Source organism: Flavobacterium sp. NPDC079362 (assembly GCF_050267765.1).
In the GTDB taxonomy this organism is placed as follows: Bacteria; Bacteroidota; Bacteroidia; order Flavobacteriales; family Flavobacteriaceae; genus Flavobacterium; species Flavobacterium azizsancarii.
This window is the reverse complement of sequence record NZ_JBNNFM010000023.1, coordinates 22,371-48,383: the sequence shown is the minus strand read 5'-3', so window position 1 is coordinate 48,383 and position 26,013 is coordinate 22,371. Positions and strand designations below refer to the sequence as shown.

Below are 26,013 nucleotides of genomic sequence, written 5' to 3'. Positions count from 1 at the left end.
TTCGTGCCTTTATTTACAAAAAACGCATTACTTTTAACGTTTTAAAAAATCCACTCAATTATTCAATTGTGACAAAAGACACTATCATACAGAATATAAAAGCTCTAAAAAGCCATTCTAATATAAATTACGGTATCAAAACCAAAACTGAAGATTTTACCGAAAAGCTTTTTTATACCCTTTTTGACTCGAATGCAGCATTGGCTCAAAGTATTGACGAGCTCGAAATACGATTTAAAGAAATTGCTGTACTGGCTTGCAAAAAACCTGAAAACTTATGCGAATCGATCTGGGACCGGTTTTTAGAAAAGCTACCGGGAGTTTTAGAAAAACTAAATCAGGATGCTGAATATATTTTAGAAAACGATCCGGCATCAAATAGTATCGATGAAGTTTATTTGGGCTATCCCGGCTTTTATGCGATTGCTATTTATCGCTTAAGTCATGAATTGTATCATCTGGACTTATTATTGTTTTCGAGATTAATGAGCGAATATGCCCACAGAATTACGGGAACGGATATCCATGCGGGTGCAAATATTGATTCTCCGTTTTTTATTGACCACGCCACCGGAATTGTTATTGGTGAAACGACTGTGATTAAAAAACACGTAAAAATATATCAGGGTGTTACTTTGGGCGCTTTGAGCGTAAGCAAGGAAATGAAAAATGCAAAAAGACATCCAACCGTCGAAGCGAATGTTTGCATTTATGCGAACGCTACTATTCTGGGAGGTGAAACTATTATTGGCAAAAATAGTATTGTGGGAGGAAATGCCTGGGTAACCAAATCGATTCCTGAAGATTCTATCGTAACCAACACTACTACAACTGAAGTTAAAATAAAAGAAAAAAAATGAACGCACAGAAATTGCTAAACCTAATTGGAAATACTCCTTTGATGGAAACTGTCAATTTGGTTAAGAATAAAAATGTAAAACTTTTACTGAAGCTGGAAGGAAATAATCCGGGCGGAAGCGTAAAAGACAGAGCGGCATATAACATGATCGCTGCTGCTCTTGAAAGAGGTGATATTAAAAAAGGCGACAAGCTTATTGAAGCCACAAGTGGCAATACGGGAATTGCTCTTGCAATGATCGCACAATTGTTTCAAATTGAGATCGAATTGGTATTACCGGAAGATTCTACAAAAGAAAGAACTCAAACTATGCGAGCTTATGGCGCTACAGTGATTTTAACGCCCGCTAGCGAAGGAATTATTGGTTCACGCGACTATGCCGACAAAAAGGTAGCAGAAGGTGGTTACATCATGCTAAATCAATTTGCAAATGATGATAACTGGAAAGCGCATTACAAAACCACTGGTCCTGAAATCTGGAACGATACTGACGGAACTGTAACTCACTTTGTTTCGGCTATGGGCACAACGGGAACTATCATTGGAACTTCGACTTATTTGAAGGAAAAAAATCCTGGAATTCAGATTATAGGTGCGCAACCAAGCGACGGCTCTCAGATTCCGGGAATCCGTAAATGGCCACAAGAATATTTACCTAAAATATTTGATGCTTCAAAAGTAGACACGGTTGTAGATATAAGCGAAGAGGAAGCGCGTGTTATGACAAAACGATTAGCTCTCGAAGAAGGTGTTTTTGCAGGAATGAGCAGCGGAGGTTCTGTTGCTGTTGCCTTAAAAATTGCAGAACAATTAGAATCCGGAGTTATCGTAGCAATTATTTGTGATCGTGGCGATCGATATTTATCATCGGATTTATTTGATTAAAGAATAAAGACACTAAGGTTCTGAGTTACTAAGTTGCTAAGATTTGTTTAGAGAATATCTTAAAGAAAACTTAGCAACTCAGAACCTTATCAACTTAGCACCTCAAAAAAATGAACTATAGAAAACTAGGAAAAACGAATTTTAATATCTCTGAAATCTCACTTGGAACCTGGCAAGTTGGAGGAAAATGGGGATCAGGATTTAATGATAAAACTGCAGACGAACTGATAAATACTGCAATTGACAACGGTGTGAATTTTATTGACACTGCTGATGTTTATGAAAACGGATTGAGCGAAACTGCTGTTGGACGTGTAGTGCGTTCAAGATCGGAACGTATTTATGTTGCCACAAAATGCGGCCGCCATATAAATCCTCATGTGAGTGAAGGCTATCAGCCAAAAGTACTTCAGAAATTCGTTGAAGACAGTTTGAAAAGAATGGGATTAGAAACTATAGATTTAATTCAGCTGCACTGTCCTCCTACTGAAGTTTTTTACCGACCTGAAATTTTTGAACTTTTTGATCGATTAAAAGATCAGGGGAAAATCCTAAATCTGGGTGTTAGTGTCGAAAAAGTCGAAGAAGCGCTAAAAGCAATTGAATTTTCGAATGTAACTACGGTTCAGATTATTTTTAATCTGTTTCGCCAACGTCCTTCAGAATTATTTTTCTCTGAGGCCAGAAAGAAAGATATCGGGATTATTGCGAGAGTACCTTTAGCAAGCGGTCTTTTGACTGGTAAATTTGATGCAAAGACAACTTTTGATACACAAGATCACCGTAATTTCAATCGTAACGGAGATGCTTTTGATAAAGGCGAAACTTTTTCAGGCATCGATTACGAATTGGGATTAAAAGCGGTTGAAAAACTAAAGGCTTTATTTCCCAAAACAACTAACCTGGCGCCTATCGCACTACAATGGATTTTGAGTTTTAAAGATATCAGCTGCATCATTCCGGGGGCTTCAACAGCTAATCATGTACTGTCTAACTTATCTGTTTATGACTTTCCTGAATTAACTCCTGAGAAAATTTCGGCAATGAATAAAATTTATGAAGAGCATATAAAACCTTCTGTACATCAGTTATGGTAACTTAAAAAGTACTAAGATTCTAAGGTGCTGAGGTTCTAAGTTTTTGACCTCTTTAAAATATAAACTCATAAAAGAAATGTGGAGCGACAGATATAGTTACTACAATATTCAAAGCGATGAGAATTTTAGTCAAAAAGTACATATAAAAAAAGCAATGCAGGTTTTTATTGAAACCAATCTCTTTATAAAGAAAAATCACCAATGTCTCAACAATAAAGAAGTTTTTCCGTGGACAGACATAATTTTAGTTGAAACTTCAGATGGAAATTTTCATTCGTCACAGAAAGAAAATTTCCATGTGAACTAATCGCGATAGTTTGTTCTAAAGGAAAAAATATAGATCAGCAAATTTATCAGAATACTTTTTTAGATATTGCAAAAAAACTAAAATGGAAACTTTTTTTAGAAGAAGATGATGAAGGCAATGAAAATATAGAAATTAAGTAGAAACCTATACATCAAACTCAATTCTAAATTCGGCACCTTTATTTCTACCTTCGCTGGTTGCATTAAGAGTCCCCTTATTTTTTTCGATGATTTTTTTACACAAATACAATCCAATTCCTGTCGAGGATTCATTTGCGGTTCCTAATCGGCTCATTTTTGTAAACTTCTTGAACAATTCATCAATCTGACTTTTATCAAAGCCAATTCCCGCATCAGTTACCGTTATGACAAATTTTGAATTATCATTATAAATTCTAACCTTAATTTCGCTATCAAAATAAGAGAATTTAATAGCATTACTTATTAAATTGACTATAACCTGAATCAACAAACCTTCATCAATTCTAAGTTTAGCTTCAGTAAGTCCTAAATCTAAACTCAATTTTATATTTTTATCTACCAAACGCTGTTCTACCTGTTCGTTAATAAAAGGTAAAATACCGGGAAACAAAATCGTTCTTAGTTCCAGATTTCCTTTTACAACACGATCCTGCTCTTGCAGTAATTTGATAAAATTTTCGATGTATCGAAATTGTAAATTTGTCGATTCACGAATTAACTCTGCCAATTGGCGTATTGATTCAGAAGGATTTTCGGTTATAATTAAATTAGCCAAACCTTGCGGGTTTCCTGCAAAATTTTTTAAATCGTGCGAAAGCATGTAAATCAAATCCTGCTTTTCGTTTATAAAACTTTCAGCTTCATAAATAGATTCCTGAATATTAGCCATTAACAAACCGGCTTCATCACTATATTCAGTTGGCAAAACAGATAATTTTCTATTATTTCTATAATCGTCTAATGCTTTCGATGCAATTGATATTGGCTTAATCAATTGATTGAGCACTATTAGCGTTAGTACGGTAGCCAGCAAAGTCATTATTAATGAGAAAACCAATATTGAAGTAGGCGAAACACTGTGATTGTAATAAAGCACAAAAAATAAAATTCCGATCAAAGGGATATGTATACCAACAAAGGCAACAAATAAAAACTTGAACGCATAACTTTTTTTCAAAAAGCCAATTTGTGAAAGATTATGATACAACTTCATAAAAAACAACAATAATCTAGGTTAAAAAAAGGAGGATTTGGGCAAATTGTTAAAAACAAAGTTAACTTTTAAAGTCAATTAAAATAATAAATTAAACAATTTGATAAAATATTTTGAAATTTAAATTTGAAAAAGTTTACAAACACTTATTTTTGCGCTATGGGAAGAAAAAATACAGACAAAGTTGTCTTTCATCAAATTCAAGTTCTTGATGCCGGGGCAAAAGGAGTATCAGTAGCAAAGGCTCCTGACGGAAAAGTAATCTTTATACCGAACGTGGTTCCGGGTGATGTAGTTGACGTACAAACTTTCAAAAAAAGGAAAGCCTACTATGAAGGTAAAGCCGTAAAATTTCATGAATTATCAGAGCATCGCATTGAACCTATTTGCGATCATTTTGGAGTTTGTGGTGGATGTAAATGGCAAAATATGAAATACAGCCAACAGCTGTATTACAAACAAAACGAGGTAAAAAATCATTTACAGCGTATAGGAAAAGTTGAACTTCCTGAATTCGAAACTATTTTGGGTTCAGAAAAACAGTTTTTCTACAGAAATAAAATGGAATTTTCGTTTTCTAACAGCCGTTGGTTAACTGAAAAAGAAATTGAAAGCACTGAAGATTTAGGAAACAGAAATGCGTTAGGTTTTCATATCCCTAAGATGTGGGACAAAATCCTTGACATTCAAAAATGTTACTTACAGGAAGATCCATCTAATGCAATCAGAAACGAAATCAGGGATTTTGCTAACGAACATAATTTAGCTTTTTTTAATCCAAGAGAACAATCTGGTTTATTAAGAACTTTTATGATTCGTACAGCTTCTACTGGCGAAATCATGGTTTTGATTCAGTTTTACGAAAATGACAAGAAAAATCGTGAGCTTCTTTTAGATCACCTTTACGAGAAGTTCCCGCAAATTACTTCATTACAATATGTCGTAAACTCAAAACAAAACGATACTATCTACGATCAGAATATTAAGCTGTACAAAGGCAGGGATTATATCCTTGAAGAAATGGAAGGTTTAAAATTTAGCATCAACGCTAAATCTTTTTACCAAACCAACTCTGACCAAGCTTACGAATTATACAAAATAACACGTGATTTTGCAGGACTTACCGGAGACGAAACTGTTTATGACTTATATACAGGAACTGGAACTATTGCACAGTTTGTTTCTAAAAAAGCAAAAAAAGTAATTGGTGTAGAAAGTGTACCTGAAGCTATTTTAGACGCTAAAGCAAATGCAGAACGCAATAATATAACGAATTGTGAGTTTTTTGTAGGTGATATGAAAGTCGTTTTTAACGAAAGCTTCATTGCAGAACACGGAAAACCGGATGTTATTATTACAGATCCTCCAAGAGATGGTATGCATGCGGCAGTTATCGATCAAATTCTAAAAATCGCACCTAAAAAAGTAGTTTATGTAAGTTGTAATTCAGCTACACAAGCACGTGATTTGGCTTTGATGGACGAAAAATATAAGGTAACACGTGTAAGACCTGTTGATATGTTTCCACAAACGCATCATGTCGAAAATGTTGTACTTTTAGAACTTCGCTAATAAAATTTAAATGAAAAAAATAATCTGTCTTTTCTTAGTCTTTACCTTTGGTTTATCCAGCTGTGAGAAAGATGATATTTGTGATGCAAATACGCCCACTACTCCCCGATTAGTGATTTCCTTTTATGAAGTCAAGACTCCTAGCTTAGCTAAAAATGTTACCAACTTAAAAGTAATTGGTAAAGATCAGTCTAATGGAATTATTTTCAATAAAAGTGGCGACTCCATCACAAAGTATCGAACCAGTGCTAATACTATTTCTATACCGTTAAAAACAAATGAAAATTCAGTTACCTATAGTTTTATTCTGGATTCAGGAAATCCTAATCCCGCTGCAATAAATACAGATGTAATAAAATTCAACTATACACGTGAAAACGTATATGTATCCAGAGCTTGTGGTTTTAAAACGATTTTTCAGTTAGACCCACTATCGCTTGCTGATCCAGTATCAAGCCCTTTCGAGCAAACGGACCCAAACAATGATGGACTCTGGATGCAAAGAGTTATCGTATTACAACCTAAAGTCGATTCTGAAAATGAAACACATATTAAAGTATTATTTTAGTTTTTGCTTATTGTTTTCAATGTTTTTGGCTCAAGCCCAGGAAACATCGACTAAAACAATAACAAAAGGTACCACTCAGGAAAAACCTAAAACCGGAGCCGCAAAACCTGAAATCCAGGAAGTAAAAAAAGACAGCATCAAAACAGATCGCTATGGCCTTCGTGTAGGAGTTGATTTATACAAGTTAACCCGTGGTCTTTATGATAAAGATTATAAAGGAATTGAAGTTGTGGGTGATTTTCGTTTAACGAAAAAATACTATATCGCTGCCGAACTTGGTTTTGAAGACAAAACTACAGATGATACCAGATTAAATTCAACAGCTACAGGAACTTATATTAAAGGAGGTTTTGACTATAATTTATATGAAAACTGGATGGACATGGAAAACTTAATTACAATAGGTATGCGTGGTGGTTTTAGTACTTTTAGCCAACAGTTAAACAGCTACAAAATCTACAACGCAAATCCGTATTGGGGAGAACAACCCCCAATTGTTGATGGTCAAAAATATACTGGCCTTACAGCCGGATGGATCGAAGTTGCCATGGGACTAAAAGCAAAGGTTTTTAATAATGTATTTGTTGGGTTTGGCGTTCAGTTAAAAATGTTAGTAGCCAACTCAAAACCATCTGGTTTTGACAACCTATACATTCCGGGCTTTAACAGGACTTATGATGGTAATTTTGGAGTAGGATTCAATTATACCGTTTCCTATTTTATTCCGCTTTATAAGAAAAAAACAATTATCCCCGTATTGACCAATACCAAAGAAGCCCCTAAAAAATAGTCTCTTCTAAAAATAAAAAAAGCCATGAACTTAATTAATTTAAATTCATGGCTTTTCTATTTACGTTCTAATCTTAAGAGAGCTGAAATTCAACAGCTGCATTTGAATGTATCAAAGCAGTATCAAAAATGGGTACCAAAAGATCTTCTGCTTGTATCACTAAAGGAATTTCGGTACATCCTAAAATAATTCCTTCCGCTCCTTCTTTTATTAATTGATTGGCAATTTCCAAATAACGTTTTTTAGTTGCTGCGGTTACAATTCCTCTTCCTAGTTCTTCAAAAATTGTAGTATGAAGAAAATCCCTATCGTCATCATTATTCGGAATCAAAACTTCTATTCCTTTATCGATAAGTTTATCTTTAAAAAAATCGAGTTCCATTGTAAACTTAGTCCCCAACAAACCAACCTTTTTCAATTCTTGTTTCTGAATTTCGATCGATGTTACTGTTGCAATATGAATAATAGGTAAATCTATTGCCGCTTCAAGTCTGTCAGCGATAAAATGCATCGTATTTGCACACAATACAATTGCTTCTGCCCCGCCCTGCTTTAAGAATTGACATCCTTTTAAAAGCATATTAAAAGTAGAATCCCAATCGTTGTTTTCGTTATTCCTTTTTATATCAGCATAATTAAAAGAGTAAATCAAACACTCCGAGAAGTTTAACCCTCTCAATTTATCATTTATACCCTGATTTATAAGTTTGTAGTAATCACCGGTAGAAACCCAACTAATCCCGCCTATAAGCCCAATTATCTTCATAAAACTGATCTATCCTATTTCTCTGATACCCTTCATGAAAATCCATTTCATAAAAAGCTTTTCGCCATCCTTAGTTTTTACTGCCTGAAATTTAGGCGAAATCAAAGTTGCTATAATAAAAGCAGTCATCGGAATCCAAAGTCCTGTTAATCCTGTATACATCGCTACTACATACCTTCCTGCAATAAATAAAATTGCGAAACACCCCAATTGGTATAAAAAAGCTCTTACTTGTAATTTTGTCATTTCTTTTTAAGTTGCTAAGGTCCTGAGGTACTAAGTTTCTAAGATTTTCTCTTTATAACTTAGTTTCTTTAACCTAAAATTATATTTTATTCTCAGCCAAACTTCTTATTAACTTAGAAACTTAGCATCTTAGAAGCTTTATTCAGAAACTTGAAATTTCGTTCTCTTACTTCCTTCGTACATTTCGTATTTTACCAAACGCGCTTCAAGGCTTGCGTTGAAAAGTTTGATTTTACGAGAAGGTTTTAAACCTACAAATTTCAATGCTTCAAGATTTGCTGTAATAAACCAGGCATTTGTTCCCGGATAGCTTTTCTTTAAAGTATCACCAATATTTTTGTAAAACTCTTCCATATGAATATCCAGACGCTCATCATAAGGCGGATTAAAAACCATATGCAATTTTCCTTCTACTGATTTTTCAGTATCAAAAAAGTTATTTTCTTCAATCGAAACGTAATCTTCAAGATTAGCATTCCTGATATTATCTTTGGCTTTGTTTACAGCACTTGGCGCTTTATCAAAACCTTTTATAGTATAATGAAACTCTTTTGTTTTCTTCATCAAACTGTTTATAATCTGTTCGAACAAATCATTATCCCAGTCTTTCCATTTTTCAAAAGCAAATTCTTTACGATTTATATTTGCCGGAATATTACAAGCAATCATCGCCGCTTCTGCAAGGAAAGTTCCTGAACCACACATTGGGTCCAAAAAGTGGCTTTGTCCTTCCCAGCCTGATAACAACAAAATTCCTGCTGCCAAAACTTCGTTGATAGGCGCAATATTCGTAGCCGTTCTGTATCCACGCTGGTGCAATGAATTTCCGGAAGTATCTAAAGCAACCGAAACCTGGTCTTTATCGATATGAACGTTGATTCGTAAATCAGGAAAAGCTTTATCAATACTTGGGCGCTGTCCCGTTCTTTCTCTAAACTGATCTACAATTGCATCTTTACATTTTTGAGAAACAAACTCAGAATGATTAAAATAAGTCGAATGCACCGTTGCATCAATCACAAAAGTCTGGTTTGCATTTAAAAGTTTTGACCAGTTTACACCAGAAATCCCTTTATATAATGCTTGTTCATTATTAGCCCTGAACGAGTAAATAGGTTTTAAAACCTTAAGCGCAGTACGCAACGATAAATTAGCTTTATACATAAAACCTTTATCACCTTTAAAGCTTACCATTCTCACCCCTTTTTCGACGTCCTGAGCACCAAGGTCTTTTAATTCTTTCTCTAATATTTCTTCAAAACCAAAAAAACATTTGGCAATCATTCTAAAATTTTCTTCCATCTTTATTTTTGTATTAAAAAAAACTCCGATCGCAGACACAAATCTGATTATTCAGGTATCGTCGCGAAATAGTTATTTTTCGGCAAAAATACACTAAATTTGCGGGACTTTGAATTAATTGAAATAGAATAAATGTCTGAAGCACCAAACTCATCAACACCAAATCAGGAGCGTAATACCGAAAATTGGTTTACATCATGGTTTGACACTCCTTATTACCACATACTTTATAAAGATAGAAATTACCGCGAGGCACAGATTTTTATGGATAACCTTACACATTATCTAAACTTGCCTGAAAAAGCAAAAGTGCTGGATTTAGCGTGCGGAAAAGGGCGCCATTCTATTTATTTGAATCAATTAGGCTTTAATGTTCTTGGTGCTGATTTGTCTGAAAACAGCATTGCCGAAGCCAGCAAAAACAGCAACGAAACCCTGCATTTTAAAGTGCACGATATGCGTGAACCTTTTGATGAAAAATTTGATGCCATTTTTAATTTGTTTACGAGCTTTGGTTATTTCGAAAACGATGATGACAATCTAACAACGCTAAAAGCCATTAAAGAAAGTTTATCTGAATATGGTTTTGCCGTAATCGATTTTATGAATGTGGCCAATGTAATTGAAACTTTAGTTCCGGAAGAAGTAAAAACCGTTGACGATATCGATTTTAAAATCAAAAGATATGTTCAGGACGGACATATTTTTAAGGAAATAGATTTTGAAGACCAAGGGCGTCAATATCATTTTACCGAAAAAGTAAAAGCTTTAACCCTAAAAGATTTTGAAGATTTAATGGAAGAAGCCGGAATTTTTCTATTGGATATTTTTGGAGATTATAAACTCAAAAAGTTTCATAAAACCGAAAGCGAACGATTAATCATGATTTTTAAGTAAAATTGGTGAATCGTTAATTGTTTAAACCGTTTAGTCGAATAAACAATTAACAGATTAAACAAATCAACGATTAAACAATAAAAAATGAATTATCTTTTACCCTTATTTTCTGTACTTTTAGGTTATATTCTGGCTTTGTTTTTAAAACCAAAAAATAAGACCAATCTAAAATTATTGCTTGCTTTTAGCGGTTCATTTTTATTGTCGTTAACCGTAATGCATTTGCTTCCGGAAGTTTACGAAACACACAATCATAATATTGGTATCTTTATTATGGTTGGAATTTTATTCCAGATCATCTTAGAGTTTTTCTCTAAAGGAGCTGAGCATGGTCACGTACACGGACATGCACAAATGAGTCAGATTCCGTGGTTGCTTTTTATAAGCTTGTGCATTCATGCTTTTTTAGAAGGTTTCCCCGTAAGTCATCATCACGATTTAGCACTTGGTATAGCAATTCACCATTTGCCAATTGCAGTGATTTTAACAACCTTTTTTATCAATGCAAATCTTGACAAGAAAGCCATTTTTGTTTTCATGCTTACTTTTGCACTTATGACGCCGCTTGGTACGGTTGCATCCGAATATTTGCCTTTTTTAAATGAATATTATACTGAAATCACTGCGATCGTAATTGGGATTTTATTTCATATTTCATCCACAATTATTTTCGAAAGCAGCGAAGGACATAAGTTCAATATTGCCAAAGTTTCTATGATTGTTCTGGGAATTTTACTGGCATTTATGTTATAATCCGGGCGTGACCAAATTCACAAAAGGCGTTATTTAACAAACCACTTACATGCACCTTTCGCAAATCCAGTCGGACTATCCTTTCCTCCGTGACGGATCTCCTATCCCAATGTCATTAAGTTAAGAGATTTTTGAATACGGATTAACTATTTCTTTATCAATACCTCTATCAGAATCCGCAATCTTGTCATCTCGACGAAGGAAAGATCACACAAGAAACTCGACAAAGATTGGCGAATATCTGAACGGAAATACTAGTGTGATCCCTCGTTCCTTGGGATGACAAGATTGCGTTTAAACTTTGCGAATAATCGATTAAAATCCATCCCTACAATATATTTTGTTCCTCCGGAACTCTTTCTAAAATTCCAGAGGTATGCTTTATTTTGTAGCGCCGTCCCGAAGTTTTGGGATTGAGAGAAAAATTTTGATCAAAAAAAATTAAATTAATGACATTGACCACTATCCCTCACGCAAAAAACACCTAACAGGTTTTAAAAACTTGTTAGAATACACATACCTTTATTTATGTTATAATTTCAATTTTCTAATTGACTAAAAAACATCATTCACCCGAAGATTCAGTAAAGCAATCGCCGTGTAAGAATTAAAAGAAAAAAGTTTTTTTAATCTTCGCTACTTTACGTTCTAAATTTCGGGATTGCAATAAAAAAGATTAATTTTGAGCCGGCTTAATTAACACGAAAAAATGGCATTTACCAAAACTACAGAACAATCTTCAAAATACGAACATTTAGAAATAATGTCTCTGCATGAATTGCTTACCAACATCAATCAGGAAGATAAAACCGTTCCTAATGCAGTTGAAAAAGCAATACCACAAATAGAGGCACTGGTTGCGCAAGTGGTCGCTAAACTAAAATTGGGCGGGAGATTGTTTTATATTGGAGCCGGAACATCCGGACGTTTAGGTGTTGTAGACGCCTCAGAATGTCCTCCCACTTTTGGCGTTCCTTTTGATTTAGTAAACGGAATTATTGCCGGTGGAGATTCTGCTATTCGTCGTGCCGTAGAAAATGCCGAAGACAATGCCACCCAAGCCTGGATCGATTTGCAAAACAATAATATAGGTGCGAATGATGTCGTGATTGGTATCGCTGCTTCCGGAACAACTCCTTATGTTATTGGCGGCTTAACAACCTGTAATCAAAATAATATTCTTACCGGCTGTATTACTAATAATGAGGGAAGCCCGCTAGCATTAACAGCTCAATTTCCTGTAGAAGTAGTTGTAGGACCTGAATTTATTACCGGAAGTTCCAGAATGAAAGCCGGAACAGCTCAAAAGCTAGTTCTGAATATGATTTCTACAGCTGCAATGATTCAGTTGGGAAAAGTAAAAGGCAACAAAATGGTCGATATGCAATTAAGTAATATTAAATTGGTAGATCGCGGCGTGAAAATGATTATGGGCGAAATTCCTGTTTCGTATGAAGAAGGTTCAGAATTATTAAAAAAATACGGCAGCGTACGAAATGCTGTTGATAATTATAAAAAGTAAAAGCTTTTGTGAATAAGCAATATCTTTTTACAACACAATATTCATTTCGATGCAAGGCGAAATTACACTCGCAAATCGACAAAGATTGAAGATATATATTGGGAGTTTCTTGTGTGATTTCGCCTTGCGTCGAAATGACAAGGTTGCGATAAACCTGAAACTAAAAGAAACCTGAAACCGGAAACTTTGCAAATCAAACAAGAAATTATGTCAACAAATAAAGAATTATTAGGAAAAGGAATTAAATATATGTCAGGTTCATTACCACTTTTATTTATTGGTCCTTCATTGATTTACAATGCTTTTATGAATCAGCATACCAATTGGCATTATTTAGTTTTAGGAATTGGAATTGTAGCTTGTCTGAGTGCAATGTTTTTAATTTTTTACGGATTGAAAATTATTATGAAAGGTTTGTTTAACGACTAAATTACACGCCCGGGTTTAGCATCATTACTAAAAAAATATCCAATATAATTAAAATATGGAAAGTCTAATTCACATTCAGAAAACCTTCGAGAAAGTCACTTATATTGATAAAAAAATAAACAATCGGGAGTTTGAAGATTGTGTTTTTAAAAATTGTGATTTCTCGAACAGTAACTTTGCATACAATACCTTTTTAGACTGCGAATTCATTGATTGCAATTTGTCGATGACGAGTTTATCAGGTACAAGTTTAAAAAATGTAAGTTTCAAAAACTGCAAACTTCTTGGAATTGCTTTCAACGAATGTGACGATTTTTTATTTCAGGTTTATTTTGAGGAAAGCACTTTAGATTATGCCATTTTTTCAAATAAAAAAATGGCCAAAACCAAATTTATTAATTGCTCAGTTAGAGAAGTTACTTTTATAGGAACCAACTTAACGAGTTCGGTTTTTGATAATTGTAATCTCGAAGGAGCTATTTTTAACGATACCCAATTGGCTGCTGTTAATTTTAAGACGGCATACAATTATAAAATTGATCCGGAATTTAACCCAATGAAAAAAGCGCAATTTTCTAATGATGGAATTGTGGGTCTTTTAGATAAATACGATATTAAAATTGTCTAACATCTAATATTAATAATTTTAAAATAAAAGCCACAAATTTCACGAATTAGCACGAATTGTTTTTTTTTGCAGACTTATAAATTCGTGACTTGAGCGATAGCGAACAGGCGAAGCAAATTCGTGGCAACAAATAAAATAATTATGGAAGCAACAGAATCTTATTTAGAAAGTGTTAAAAAGCAATTTTTATATTACAAAACACTGGGCGAAAAAGCCATAGACCAATTAGAGCCTCAACAGCTTTTTGTTACTGTAAACGAAGACACTAATAGTATTGCAACTATAATTAAGCACATTTCGGGAAACATGCTTTCAAGATGGTCCGATTTCTTAACTTCTGATGGCGAAAAAGAATGGCGCAATCGAGACGCCGAATTTGATAATGATTTACAATCCAAAGAGGAAGTTTTAATCGTCTGGAACAAAGGATGGGATTGTTTTCTCAATACCTTAAACAGCTTAAAACCAGAACAACTTTCGGATATTATTTACATTCGTAATGAAGGTCACACTGTTATCGAAGCCATAAATCGTCAACTAGCACATTATCCGTATCATGTGGGACAAATTGTATTTTATGCGAAACAATTAAAAAATGCTTCCTGGAATAGTTTATCGATTCCCAGAAATAATTCCGGAAATTATAACGCCGAAAAGTTTGCCAAGGAAAAAGAAATCAAGAACTTTACCGATGATGAATTAGAAAGATTGAAATGATCCGTTTGTCAGGCTGAGCGGAGTCGAAGCCCTAATAAAACGAACAAATTCTTTCAACTTCATTTAGTGTGATAAAAACGATTGCCCTAGCCCTGATTGTAATGGAAATCCTTTTTGTTTTTTCTTTAAAAACAAAAAGATTGAAATGGAAAGCAGGAATAGCTCCTTAAAAAACAAATTATTTAAAATGAAAAAAATAGTATTCTTACTTCCGTTACTTACCTTAGTATCTTGTTATGATGCAGAACATAATTGCAAAGATTTTAAAACCGGAAAATTCAAATTTGAGTTTGATGTAAACGGCGTAAAAAAAACGACAGTCTTTGAACGTAAAGATGGGATAGAAATCGAAACTTTTGAAGGTAAAACAGATACATCGACAGTACGTTGGGTAAGTGATTGTGAATATATCCTGCAAAAGAAACACCCAAAAAACATGGCAGAAGAAAAAGCTATCAATATGAAGATTTTAACAACTTCTAAAGATTCTTATACGTTTGAATTTGGAATGGTGGGTTCTGATCAGAAACAACGCGGAACAGTAGTAAAATTGGAATAATTAATCTAACTAAACAATTTTTAGTATGGAAGTATTTTTGAATCCCGATGCATGGATCGCTTTATTGACTCTGACTTTTCTTGAAATTGTTTTAGGAATTGATAATATTATTTTTATATCGATCGTAACTGGCAAATTGCCTGAAGAAGATCGTAAAAAAGCAACCCGAATCGGTTTGTTTCTGGCTATGTTTATGCGTATCGCCTTATTGATGGGTATTTCGTATCTGATTGCCATGAAAGCCACCATTTTCAGTATTCACTGGGGTTGGTTTGAAGGCGACTTTACTGGTCAGGCATTGATTTTATTTCTTGGAGGTTTATTTCTGATTTATAAAAGTACGAAGGAAATTAGCGAAAAAGTAGATCATAAGGGCGATGAGGAAAAGACGATTGGCAATGCTGCAAAAAAATCATTTTCGAATGTTATTGTCCAGATTTTACTAATCGATTTAATATTTTCTGTCGATTCGATTCTAACGGCAGTTGGTATGACAAACGGTGTTCACGGTGCCTTAACAATTATGATTACGGCTGTTATCATTTCAGTTTTGGTTATGATGTTATTTGCGGTTCCGGTGGGAAATTTTGTCAATAAAAACCCTTCAATTCAAATACTCGGACTTTCGTTTTTAATCCTGATTGGTTTTATGCTGATTACTGAAAGTATGCATTTATCGAATGCTGCACTTTTGGGAGAACATATTGGCGCAGTACCAAAAGGATATTTGTATTTTGCCATTACGTTTTCATTGGCTGTAGAGTTTATCAATATGCGGGTTCGAAAGAGACAATCTTAAATCATAATTTAAAAGTTCCTATTGGAACTTTTTTTATACCACCATTTCTCAGAAAACAAAAACTCATTTGTAACATCTTTTAAAAAATACAAAGAATAAACAAATCTTCGTGCGTTTGTGACTTTGTAGCAAGAACAAAAAAGTTTAAGCGTGTTTCTTTTACATTTCTATTTTAAGTATTACATTAGAACCTAAATCTTACGTATGAAAAATACTATTTCGCAAAGAGTTGCCGACTTTTTAAAGAACTTCCCTCCTTTTAGTTTTTTACATCAAAAGGATTTAGAAAAACTATCTGAACAAATTTCTATTGTTTATAAAGATAAAGATGCTGTAATCTTTGCAGAAAACGACAAAACTCACGACTCTTTTTATGTCGTTCATAAAGGTGCTGTTGCGCTTAAAAAAAGTCCAAAAAATACCGTTTTAGATATGTGCGACGAAGGTGATATTTTTGGATTGCGCCCGCTTTTGGCGCAGGAAAATTATATTATGGAGGCTGTTGCGTATGAAGAAACCATCCTATATGCCGTTCCTATTGCTGTTTTTAAACCTTATGCGCTTGAAAATAGAAATGTTGGAAATTTCCTGATCGAAAGTTATGCGTCTAACACCCGTAATCCTTACTCTGATATTCACAAAGACAAATTATATGGCGATGATCTACTGCATGAAAACCACCATTCTGAAAGAGATTCTTTTGACTTACAACCCATAAAATATTCCAAGAAAATTGTCACTTGCAGTCCGTCGACCACGGCTCGGGATATTGCAAAAATCATGACAAAGAATAAAGTTGGCGCCATATTAATTGTAGACGAAATGCTGCCTATAGGAATTATTACTGACAAAGATTTACGCAATAAAATTGTTACAGGCGATTATTCGATCCTCACAACTGCCGAAACCATAATGACGAAACCCGTTATTACGTATCCTAAAAAAATGACAGTTACTGAGGCTCAAATGGCGATGATGAAAAGTAACATCAGTTATTTATGCCTGACAAAAGACGGAACAACGAATACTAAAGCCGTTGGGATTTTATCCAAACATGATGTAATGGTGGCTTTAGGAAATAATCCTGCCGTTTTAATAAAAGCACTTAAAAGAACTAAAAAAGCCAAAGAGATTAAACCTATTCGAGCCAGAATCATGCAATTGCTTCAAGGGTATCTGGATCAAAATATACCAATGACTTTAATTTCTAAGATCATTACTGAGCTAAACGAAGCGTGCATCACCAGGGTTATCGAAATATCATTAGAAAAAATGAGCAGTCCGCCACCTGTAAAATTTGCATGGCTGGCGTTAGGAAGCCAGGGACGAAGTGAACAAATGCTTCATACGGATCAGGATAATGCCATTGTTTATGAAAATGTTTCGGATGTTTTTAAAGAGGAAACAAAAATATATTTCCTAAAATTTGCCACACTTGTCAACAAGGGACTTTTTGAAATTGGCTATGATTATTGCCCTGCCGAAATGATGGCCTCAAACCCAAAATGGTGCATGAGTCTGGATGAATGGAAAAATCAGGTACATCACTGGATCACAAATCCAGGAAAGAATGAGGTTTTACTATCTTTTATTTTCTTCGATTATAGCTTAACTTATGGTGATGCCGCGATTACAAATGAACTGTCTGATTTTATTTTTGAGAATGTAAAAGCAAATCCTATTTTTTATGTTCATTTAGTTAGCGGTGCTTTGCAAAGCCCTTCTCCAACAGGATTTTTCAGGCAATTTTTAGTAGAACAAGATGGGGCGAATAAAGATCATTTTGACATTAAAAGAAGGGCTTTAATGCCATTGACAGATGCGGCAAGGGTTTTGATATTATCACATTCTATAAAAGGTATCAGTAATACAGCTGAGCGATTCGAAAAACTTGCAGATCTAGAACCTAACAATAGAGAATTATATCTTTCCTGTTCGTACTCGTTTAAGGCTTTATTGAAATTCAGAACCAAACAAGGACTTCTACACAATGATTCAGGACAATTTATTGCATTGGAAACATTATCTAAAATGGAGAAGATAAAACTGAAACGCACTTTTAAAACCATCAAGGAACTTCAGGAATTAATTTCGGTACGTTTTAATGTTTCAAATCTGGTATAACTATGAGTTTATTTAATTTTTGGAAAAAAGAAGAAGATCTCTTTGATGAAAACATCACTATTGAAGAAACTCGTTTTGTCGTTCTGGACACAGAAACAACTGGTTTTGATTACGATAACGACCGTATATTGTGCATTGGAGCATTAGTTTTACAAAATGGGGTTATCTCTGTTCAGGATAGTTTTGAAGTTTATATACAACAAGATCATTACGACAAATCGACGGCTCAGATTCATGGTATTTTAAAGGCTTTCGTTGTTCAACGACCAAGTGAAAAAGAGGCTTTAGAACAATTTTTAGCTTTTCTGGGTGATTCGATTATTATTGCGCATCATACTGTTTTTGATGTTACAATGATCAATAAAGCGTTAGAACGAAATGGTGATCCTGAATTGACTAATAAACGATTAGATACTGCTATTTTATACAAAAAGACACTCATCCAATCGCATTTGTTCGAGCGAAAAGATCATTATACTCTTGACGATCTTGCCGATAAATTTGACATTTCTAAAAAGGACAGACATACTGCTTTGGGAGATGCTTATATTACCGCAATTGCCTTTTTGAAAATTATAAAAAAACTAAAAGAGAAGAAACACGTTAATTTGAATTCGCTGTTTAAGTAACAATCAGGTTTGCGTTAATCATTAAATAGGGCATTATTTTTAGAAAAACAATCATATAAAAAAACGCTAAGAGAATCTTAGCGTTTTTCATTTTTATATTAATCTAAGACCAAACCAATCTGGCCGTCGTCGTCTAATTCTGTTTCGACTGAATCATCATCTGATAATTCAGGTTTTTCAGGAACTTCTTCGACAGGTTCTTCATAAGGTAAAGGATCAAGTAAATTTACTTGTTTTATTTTATCCGCTGTCAACTGATTTCCTAATGCTTTAAAGCCTTTTACAGCAATAAAATCTTCAACATCTATATGTAAATCCTCTTTCTGAACTCCTTTTACTTTTGCGAAAATAAGTTGTGCCACCGGACGATAATCTGTTGATACAATCTCTAATTGCGAATTTGGATGTTCTGTAATAAAGCATTCTTCTTTATCAGTCTCTACGAGAAAACGTTTTAAATAGTAACGTTCTTTTTCTCCGTCAAAATAAATTGCCGAAACTGGTTTTTTAGGATTAAACTTCTCCAATACGATCATATCTTCCTCAAAATGAGTCGATAATTCCGGAATGATTACTTTTAATTTACCACTTTGATTGATGATTAAGATTTTATCACTTGGCTTAAATTCACCTAATAATTCACCTCTTGCATCAACATTTAAGCGTTTTACGGTATCATCAAACCAAACTTTTCTTGGTAATAAAGTCGAAATTCCTTTCTCTTTTAATTCAATTTTCTTGATTGGATATTTGGTTACCAAATTTCCTTTTGAAGCACGTCCTTTAATCGCTAATTTGGCAAAATCAATATCAAATTTCAATTTCTTGATCGTTCCCACCTGACGCAATAAGATCGTAATGACTTCTGCTTCCCCATTCGGGTTATGCGAAAAATAAACTACTTGTGAACCATTCGTTTCATTCGTCAAGTCATAAGGTTTATCACGTGTTACACCAGAAACATTAAAACGTTTGATATAGGATGGACCTGATTTTCCGTCACGATACATCATGTTGTAAATCGTACGTTTATCACTCTTATCAAAAATAGCGACATGAATAATATCTTTACCCACAAATGTTTTGGAATCTACCTTTGTTACCAGCATTTTTCCGTCACGTAAAAACACGATTACATCATCGATATCAGAACAATCTGTAAGATATTCATCTTTTTTAAGGCTGGTTCCTACGAATCCTTCTTCACGGTTTACGTATAATTTTGTGTTACGCAAAACTACTTTGGTAGCTTCGACATTATCAAATACACGAAGTTCCGTCTGGCGTTCGCGGCCTTTTCCGTATTTCTCTTTTAATTTCGTAAAATAAGCAATTGCGAAATCTGTCAAATTTGCTAAATGATGCTCTACTTCTTTCATCTCGTCTTCTAACTTAGAGATAAAATCATCTGCTTTATCAGAGTCAAAACGAGTAATACGAATCATTGGGATCTGAGTTAGTCTTTGCAAATCATCATCATTGATTTCTCTAACGAATGATTTTTTGAAAATCTCAAATCTGTCATACAAATACTTATACAGCGATTCTCTATCTGAATACAATTTGAAATCAATGTACATTTCTTCACGAATGAAGATTTTCTCTAAAGTAGAGAAATGCCATTTATTTTTTAATTCTTCTAATTGAATTTCTAGTTCCTGGCGAAGTAAATCTTCGGTTCTGTGAGTCGAAATTTTCAACATTTCAGAAACTCCAATAAACAACGGCTTATTATCTTCAATAACACAACCTAAAGGCGCTACAGAAGTTTCGCAGGCTGTAAAAGCAAACAAAGCATCAATAGTTTTGTCTGGAGAAACACCCGGAAAAAGATGAATTAAAATCTCAACATCTGCCGCTGTATTATCTTCAATTTTCTTGATTTTGATTTTACCTTTATCATTGGCTTTCAAAATACTGTCAATCAAAGTTGTGGTATTGGTCGAAAACGGAATTTGCGTAATTACCAACGTGTTCTTGTCTAATTGGGCAATTTTAGCACGCACACGCACACGTCCGCCACGAAGTCCATCATGATAATTCGACACATCAGCAATACCTTGTGTCATGAAATCAGGATATAATGTAAATGGTTTTCCTTTTAAAATCTTGATCGAAGCATCAATTAATTCATTGAAGTTGTGAGGCAGAACTTTAGTCGAAAGACCAACCGCAATTCCCTCTGCTCCTTGTGCCAAAAGTAACGGAAACTTTACCGGAAGATTGTTGGGTTCTGCACGACGACCATCATAAGAAACACCCCAATCGGTAATTTTTGGAGAATACAAAACCTCCAAAGCAAATTTAGACAAACGTGCCTCGATATAACGAGAAGCCGCAGCTCCATCGCCTGTTAAGATATTTCCCCAGTTTCCCTGGCAATCAATTAGTAAATCTTTTTGACCAATTTGTACCATCGCATCACCAATACTGGCATCTCCGTGTGGGTGATACTGCATGGTGTGACCAACAACATTGGCAACTTTATTATAACGACCGTCATCCAACTCCTTTAAAGAGTGCATAATACGACGCTGAACAGGTTTAAAACCATCTTCAATCGCCGGAACTGCACGTTCCAGAATTACGTATGAAGCATAATCCAGAAACCAGTCTTTGTACATTCCCGTTACTTTTGTAATAACGTCGTCTCCTTCTTCTTCCTGGTTTTCGTAAAAATGCTTTCCTTCAAAATTCTTAGCATCTACGTTTATAATTTCCTCAGAATCATCTCCATCCTGATTTTCATCAATCTGGTTCTCTTCAGAATTATTCTCGTCGTCGTTTGGAATTATGTTATCGTCTTCTTCGTCTTTCATTTATTTATATTCGAAATTATAAATTTGATATTATTTATTCTCCAAAAGTCGTTTTAAATCTGACTCACTTGGTAAAACGGTTTTATATTTACTGGCAAAATTATCTAGTGTGCTAACTTAAAAATTCATCGACACTTATAACGAAATTCAAATTATAAATTCAGCAACACTGTCGCAGAATTTTATATTTCAAAAACCCCAGTCATTGACTGAGGTTTTCATATTTTTATTTTCTTTCTAAACTTCAGCTTCAACAGCATCCAATTCCACCTTCAAATTCTTGATGATAAATTCTTGTCTGTCCGGAGTATTTTTCCCCATATAGAAAGATAACAATTGTTCAATCGAAGTATTTTTATCCATCATAATTGGATCAAGGCGAATGGTTTCTCCAATGAAGTTTTTGAACTCATCCGGCGAAATCTCTCCCAAACCCTTAAATCGGGTGATTTCCGGTTTTGGTTTTAGTTTTTCGATCGCATCTCTTCTCTCTTCTTCTGAATAACAATAGATGGTTTCCTTTTTATTTCGAACCCTGAAAAGTGGCGTTTGCAAAATATACAAATGTCCTTCTTTGATTAATTCAGGAAAAAACTGAAGAAAGAAAGTAATCAACAACAAACGAATGTGCATTCCATCGACATCGGCATCGGTTGCAATTACGATATTGTTGTAACGCAATTTTTCCAGTCCGTCTTCGATATCTAAAGCTGCTTGTAATAAGTTGAATTCTTCATTCTCATATACAATCTTCTTCGTCATTCCGTACGAGTTCAAAGGCTTACCACGTAAACTAAATACGGCTTGTGTATTTACGTCACGTGACTTTGTGATCGATCCGGAAGCCGAATCTCCCTCGGTAATAAAAAGCGTACTTTCTAAGTTTCTCGGGTTTTTTGTATCTGGAAGGTGCGCGCGGCAATCTCTTAATTTTTTATTATGAAGATTGGCTTTCTTAGCACGATCCGTTGCCAGCTTTCTAATTCCGGATAATTCTTTTCGCTCACGCTCTGCCTGTAAAATTTTACGCAATAAAGCATCTGCAGTTGGAGGATTTTTGTGTAAATAATTGTCTAATTTATTTTTAACAAAATCATTTACAAAAGTACGAACAGATACAGCAGGCGTTCCATCGTCAGAACCCATATCTGTAGAACCTAATTTGGTTTTGGTCTGAGACTCAAAAACCGGCTCCATAACTTTAATACTAATCGCACTCACAATCGATTTACGAACGTCAGAAGCTTCGAAGTTTTTATTGTAAAACTCACGAATGGTTTTTACAATTGCTTCTCTGTAAGCCGCTAAGTGCGTTCCTCCCTGAGTTGTATTCTGTCCGTTGACAAAAGAGTGATACTCTTCGCTGTATTGTGTTTTACTGTGCGTTAAAGCGATCTCGATATCATGATCTTTCAGGTGAATAATTGGATATTCAAGATCATCCGCACTAATTGTTTCTTCTAATAAATCTCTAAGACCATTTTCAGAAATGTATTTTTCTCCATTAAAAATAATCGTCAAACCATTGTTTAGGTAACAATAGTTTTTGACCATTTTAATGACATATTCCATACGGAATTTGTAATTTTTAAAGATCGATTCATCCGGCGTAAAGGTTACTTTTGTTCCTTTTCGCTTTGTCGTCTCGATTATATCTTCTTCTAAAACTAAATTTCCAGCAGAAAATTCAGCTCCTTTTTGTTTATCATCACGAACTGATTCTACACGAAAGTAATTCGAAAGTGCATTTACTGCTTTTGTTCCTACACCATTTAAACCTACTGATTTCTGGAAAGCTTTAGAATCATACTTTCCTCCTGTATTCATTTTCGAAACTACATCAACTACCTTTCCTAACGGAATTCCACGTCCGTAATCACGAACCGTAACCGTTTTATCCCTGATAGTCACCTCAATAGTCTTTCCTGACCCCATCACGAACTCATCGATACAGTTGTCTAAAACCTCTTTTAAAAGAATATAAATACCATCATCCGGTGAAGAACCATCTCCTAGTTTCCCGATATACATTCCGGGACGCATACGAATATGTTCTTTCCAATCGAGTGATCGAATGTTATCTTCGGTATATTGATTTTGCTCTAGCATAAAGTGAATTGGATTTTTGGCTAATGTACCATTTATAGTCAAAAAATGAAAGCGTATTTTTTTTTTTGTTATGATTAATAACAGCTTTAAATCCTATTTAAATTGATTTTAAAATAATACAGGTGTCAAAAATAAAAAAAATCATGTTTTTAACCAAAAAATGCTATTTGATTCCCAGTACTTCTTTTGCTAAAGCAATCATTTCGGGCGTTCCCGTATTTTTATTTTTTTCATCAGAAAGCTTAACAACGCCTTGCCAATGTGTATTATCCAGTTTAACTTCGGTCAATTTTATAACCATATTCATAGGCGGCAAACCTACGTCATTACTAAAATTGGTTCCGATACCAAACGACATTTTAATTTTATTTTTACAAAAATCAGTGATACTTTTTACTTTATCATAATTCAGCGAATCCGAAAAAACAATCACTTTCGATCTTGGATCAATCCCCATTTTTGTATAATGCGAAAGTACCTTTTGCGCAAATTCGATGGGATCTCCACTATCATGACGGACTCCGTCAAAAAGTTTAGAATATTTTTTATCAAATTGTTCGAAAAAAATATCTGTTGTATAAGTATCCGTTAAAGCGATCCCGAGATCACCTCCGTAAACTTGTGTCCAATTTTCCAGGCTAATTAAATTGGCCATTTTAAAACCAAACTGAGCCGCATGAAACATAAACCATTCATGTGCATGCGTTCCTAAGGGTCTTTTATTATTGACCATTGCAAAATGCACATTACTTGTACCAATAAAACTTTCAGAACCAAAAGTCTGCAAAGTATCGTTGATCAAAACATGTACATCATAAGAATGGCGACGTCTTGTTCCAAATTCCAAAATTGAAACCCCTAATTTATTATAGTTATCAATTTTATCTTTTGTTAATTTTTTTATCGCATCATCATTCAGCCGAATTAAGTGATTCGCCTTATAAAAAAGTTCTGAGATTAAAGCCATCAAAGGAACTTCCCACAAAATAGTTCGATACCAAAATCCTTCGATTGTGACTTTTATTTCTGATCCTTCCTGAGTAATGTGGACTTCTGACGGATCATAATTATATCCTTGTAAAAAATCTAAATATGTAGGATCAAGATACGGACAAAAGTGGGCTAAATAATTTTTTTCGTCTTTAGTCAGACGCAAATCAGCCATGGCATCAACAGATCGTCGAAGTAAATCACCAAAACCGGGAGGAAAAATATGTTTGCCTCTATTGATAAAACCATAACGCACTTTTGCCTTTGGAAAAAGCTTAATTACAGCATGCTGCATTGTAAATTTATAGAAATCATTATCTAAAATAGATTTCAGGAAAGTAGTTTCCATAGCCTTGGTTGCATTTCAACAGTTTTATTGACTGCTATCATTAAATTCATCTCTTTATCGCTAAGATACGTCAATTCTATAAAAGAAGAAAAACGTTTAAACAAAGATGCAAAATATCTTTATTTCGGAATTATTTTAAATGAAACGATGCTAAATGTATCCAGATAAATAGTAATGTAATCGCTTATATTTTTGTCATAAGTAATATCAAATTCTATACCTCCGCGTTTCGCTTTAGAGTTTTGAATTTTTACTGGCTGATTTTTTTTATTTAAATAGAAGAGTAAATCTGATTTTGAAACGTTTTTAATTTCAAAAGTAATTTTATCTCCATATTTCGCTTCCACTATTCCGGAATCCGGTGCTTTAATTTTATAATCGCCTTCGATTGTTTTATTATAAATTAAAGGTCCATTAAGAAAATCTTCCTTACTTAATCTGTTTCCTAAATAAGAACCGGAATCCGGAAAATGTTTAGCAAAAAAATATTCAGGATCTGTATCAAAATAAATGGATGTGAAGTCATTGACCATTTTTCCTTTACTATTGTCATAATATCCCTGACCCCATGTAACATCAATCAGTCGCCATTTTTCATCAATTAAAACAATGTTCCAGGCATGATTTGAAGAAAGTTTTTTTCGGCCAATATCTGCTAATCTTATCTTTGAATCTCCTCTGATTATTTCTGATTTAAGCCCTACCAATCCGGACAAATGCTGATATAAAGCTGTAAAACCCTCACAAACTGCCTTTTGAGAACTAAAACTCTTTTCAATCAATTTATCATTGATTTGTTGAATTTTTCTTTGCTTTTCAGCTTCAGTAGAATAACTAAACCCTTGTGTTCGCGGTGGATTTAAATATACCGCATAATCATATTTTACATTAAAGGCAATCCAACTGTAAATAGCTCTTGCCTTGTCGTGTTCTGAAGTAAAATCTTTTTGAATTCTTTCTGCTAAATCCTCTGTAGAACTAAAATGTTTTGGGTATTTTAGTACTATCCTGTCTACATCACTATCTTTTTGTGAGTAAGATGAATTTATAAAAACAAAATTCAGGAGAAGGAATATAACAGTAATCTTTTTTATTATCATCGA

At 34.2% G+C, this 26,013-nt stretch carries 24 protein-coding genes; 16 read left to right on the top strand and 8 right to left on the bottom strand.

Translation table 11 applies throughout. The features are described from left to right. Window positions 1-68 precede the first annotated feature (68 nt). From epsC to ACQKCJ_RS17580, 3 genes are all read left to right on the top strand, one after another. On the top strand, window positions 69-860 hold the full coding sequence (epsC, locus tag ACQKCJ_RS17590; RefSeq protein WP_427402558.1) for a serine O-acetyltransferase EpsC: 792 nt from the start codon (window positions 69-71) through the stop codon (window positions 858-860). After that, on the top strand, window positions 857-1,744 hold the full coding sequence (cysM, locus tag ACQKCJ_RS17585) for a cysteine synthase CysM (protein WP_427402557.1): 888 nt from the start codon (window positions 857-859) through the stop codon (window positions 1,742-1,744). Before epsC ends, cysM begins: the two co-directional genes overlap by 4 nt. A 110-nt stretch (window positions 1,745-1,854) precedes the next feature. Beyond that, window positions 1,855-2,841: an aldo/keto reductase gene (locus tag ACQKCJ_RS17580; RefSeq protein WP_427402556.1), complete on the top strand. Its 987-nt coding sequence runs from the start codon at window positions 1,855-1,857 to the stop codon at window positions 2,839-2,841. Window positions 2,842-3,292: 451 nt separating this feature from the next. Here the strand turns inward: ACQKCJ_RS17580 and ACQKCJ_RS17575 are convergent, their stop codons facing one another. Continuing rightward, entirely contained in the window at window positions 3,293-4,306 is a 1,014-nt protein-coding gene (locus ACQKCJ_RS17575) for a sensor histidine kinase (protein WP_427402555.1), read from the bottom strand. Between the two features lie 195 nt (window positions 4,307-4,501). Between ACQKCJ_RS17575 and rlmD the strand changes: the two genes are divergently transcribed. The 3 genes from rlmD to ACQKCJ_RS17560 are packed head-to-tail and all read left to right on the top strand — an operon-like array spanning window position 4,502 to window position 7,272. Continuing rightward, complete coding sequence (gene rlmD / locus ACQKCJ_RS17570; RefSeq protein WP_271335663.1) at window positions 4,502-5,914, top strand: 23S rRNA (uracil(1939)-C(5))-methyltransferase RlmD; 1,413 nt, start codon at window positions 4,502-4,504, stop codon at window positions 5,912-5,914. Window positions 5,915-5,924: 10 nt separating this feature from the next. Further along, a complete protein-coding gene (locus ACQKCJ_RS17565; protein ID WP_271335574.1) occupies window positions 5,925-6,482 on the top strand; it encodes a DUF6452 family protein in 558 nt (185 codons plus the stop codon). Further along, window positions 6,454-7,272, top strand: coding sequence for a DUF6048 family protein (locus ACQKCJ_RS17560; protein ID WP_271335573.1), 819 nt, complete (start codon window positions 6,454-6,456; stop codon window positions 7,270-7,272). Before ACQKCJ_RS17565 ends, ACQKCJ_RS17560 begins: the two co-directional genes overlap by 29 nt. Window positions 7,273-7,345: 73 nt before the next feature. On the opposite strand, the gene ACQKCJ_RS17555 is transcribed toward ACQKCJ_RS17560, so the two are convergent. The 3 genes from ACQKCJ_RS17555 to ACQKCJ_RS17545 all read right to left on the bottom strand — a co-directional run bounded on the left by ACQKCJ_RS17555 (window position 7,346) and on the right by ACQKCJ_RS17545 (window position 9,586). Further along, the gene (locus ACQKCJ_RS17555) at window positions 7,346-8,038 is read right to left on the bottom strand and encodes an aspartate/glutamate racemase family protein (RefSeq protein WP_271335572.1); all 693 of its coding nucleotides are present in this window, start codon (window positions 8,036-8,038) and stop codon (window positions 7,346-7,348) included. Window positions 8,039-8,047: 9 nt separating this feature from the next. After that, the gene (locus ACQKCJ_RS17550) at window positions 8,048-8,284 is read right to left on the bottom strand and encodes a hypothetical protein (RefSeq protein ID WP_271335571.1); all 237 of its coding nucleotides are present in this window, start codon (window positions 8,282-8,284) and stop codon (window positions 8,048-8,050) included. A 138-nt stretch (window positions 8,285-8,422) separates the two neighbouring features. Beyond that, window positions 8,423-9,586, bottom strand: coding sequence for a THUMP domain-containing class I SAM-dependent RNA methyltransferase (locus tag ACQKCJ_RS17545; protein ID WP_271335570.1), 1,164 nt, complete (start codon window positions 9,584-9,586; stop codon window positions 8,423-8,425). A gap of 132 nt (window positions 9,587-9,718) precedes the next feature. On the opposite strand from ACQKCJ_RS17545, the gene ACQKCJ_RS17540 reads away from it, so the two are divergent. The 10 genes from ACQKCJ_RS17540 to ACQKCJ_RS17495 all read left to right on the top strand — a co-directional run bounded on the left by ACQKCJ_RS17540 (window position 9,719) and on the right by ACQKCJ_RS17495 (window position 18,643). Next, complete coding sequence (locus ACQKCJ_RS17540; RefSeq protein ID WP_271335569.1) at window positions 9,719-10,483, top strand: class I SAM-dependent methyltransferase; 765 nt, start codon at window positions 9,719-9,721, stop codon at window positions 10,481-10,483. An 84-nt stretch (window positions 10,484-10,567) separates the two neighbouring features. Next, window positions 10,568-11,236, top strand: coding sequence for a ZIP family metal transporter (locus ACQKCJ_RS17535; protein WP_271335568.1), 669 nt, complete (start codon window positions 10,568-10,570; stop codon window positions 11,234-11,236). Window positions 11,237-11,945: 709 nt separating this feature from the next. Beyond that, window positions 11,946-12,758, top strand: a complete 813-nt coding sequence (gene murQ / locus ACQKCJ_RS17530) for an N-acetylmuramic acid 6-phosphate etherase (protein WP_271335567.1) — start codon at window positions 11,946-11,948, stop codon at window positions 12,756-12,758. Between the two features lie 207 nt (window positions 12,759-12,965). Continuing rightward, on the top strand, window positions 12,966-13,187 hold the full coding sequence (locus tag ACQKCJ_RS17525; RefSeq protein ID WP_271335566.1) for a DUF6095 family protein: 222 nt from the start codon (window positions 12,966-12,968) through the stop codon (window positions 13,185-13,187). Window positions 13,188-13,242: 55 nt separating this feature from the next. Next, entirely contained in the window at window positions 13,243-13,815 is a 573-nt protein-coding gene (locus ACQKCJ_RS17520) for a pentapeptide repeat-containing protein (protein WP_427402554.1), read from the top strand. A gap of 141 nt (window positions 13,816-13,956) precedes the next feature. Continuing rightward, window positions 13,957-14,532 (top strand): DUF1572 family protein, encoded by a 576-nt coding sequence (locus ACQKCJ_RS17515; protein WP_427402553.1) that lies wholly within the window; start codon window positions 13,957-13,959, stop codon window positions 14,530-14,532. A gap of 187 nt (window positions 14,533-14,719) precedes the next feature. Continuing rightward, on the top strand, window positions 14,720-15,091 hold the full coding sequence (locus tag ACQKCJ_RS17510; protein ID WP_271335563.1) for a DNA topoisomerase IV: 372 nt from the start codon (window positions 14,720-14,722) through the stop codon (window positions 15,089-15,091). 25 nt (window positions 15,092-15,116) lie between these two features. After that, a complete protein-coding gene (locus ACQKCJ_RS17505; protein WP_427402552.1) occupies window positions 15,117-15,890 on the top strand; it encodes a TerC family protein in 774 nt (257 codons plus the stop codon). A 204-nt stretch (window positions 15,891-16,094) separates the two neighbouring features. Beyond that, a complete protein-coding gene (locus tag ACQKCJ_RS17500) occupies window positions 16,095-18,014 on the top strand; it encodes a DUF294 nucleotidyltransferase-like domain-containing protein (RefSeq protein WP_271335561.1) in 1,920 nt (639 codons plus the stop codon). 2 nt (window positions 18,015-18,016) lie between these two features. Next, window positions 18,017-18,643, top strand: a complete 627-nt coding sequence (locus ACQKCJ_RS17495; RefSeq protein ID WP_271335560.1) for a 3'-5' exonuclease — start codon at window positions 18,017-18,019, stop codon at window positions 18,641-18,643. Window positions 18,644-18,741: 98 nt separating this feature from the next. Here ACQKCJ_RS17495 and ACQKCJ_RS17490 read toward each other — a convergent pair whose 3' ends face one another. The 4 genes from ACQKCJ_RS17490 to ACQKCJ_RS17475 form a co-directional block, all read right to left on the bottom strand. Then, window positions 18,742-21,462, bottom strand: coding sequence for a DNA gyrase/topoisomerase IV subunit A (locus tag ACQKCJ_RS17490; protein WP_271335559.1), 2,721 nt, complete (start codon window positions 21,460-21,462; stop codon window positions 18,742-18,744). A gap of 237 nt (window positions 21,463-21,699) precedes the next feature. Next, window positions 21,700-23,571: a DNA topoisomerase IV subunit B gene (locus ACQKCJ_RS17485; protein ID WP_271335558.1), complete on the bottom strand. Its 1,872-nt coding sequence runs from the start codon at window positions 23,569-23,571 to the stop codon at window positions 21,700-21,702. A 163-nt stretch (window positions 23,572-23,734) separates the two neighbouring features. After that, entirely contained in the window at window positions 23,735-24,910 is a 1,176-nt protein-coding gene (gene pncB, locus ACQKCJ_RS17480) for a nicotinate phosphoribosyltransferase (protein ID WP_271335557.1), read from the bottom strand. 119 nt (window positions 24,911-25,029) lie between these two features. Then, window positions 25,030-26,010, bottom strand: a complete 981-nt coding sequence (locus tag ACQKCJ_RS17475; RefSeq protein WP_427402551.1) for a transglutaminase domain-containing protein — start codon at window positions 26,008-26,010, stop codon at window positions 25,030-25,032. Window positions 26,011-26,013: the final 3 nt, after the last annotated feature.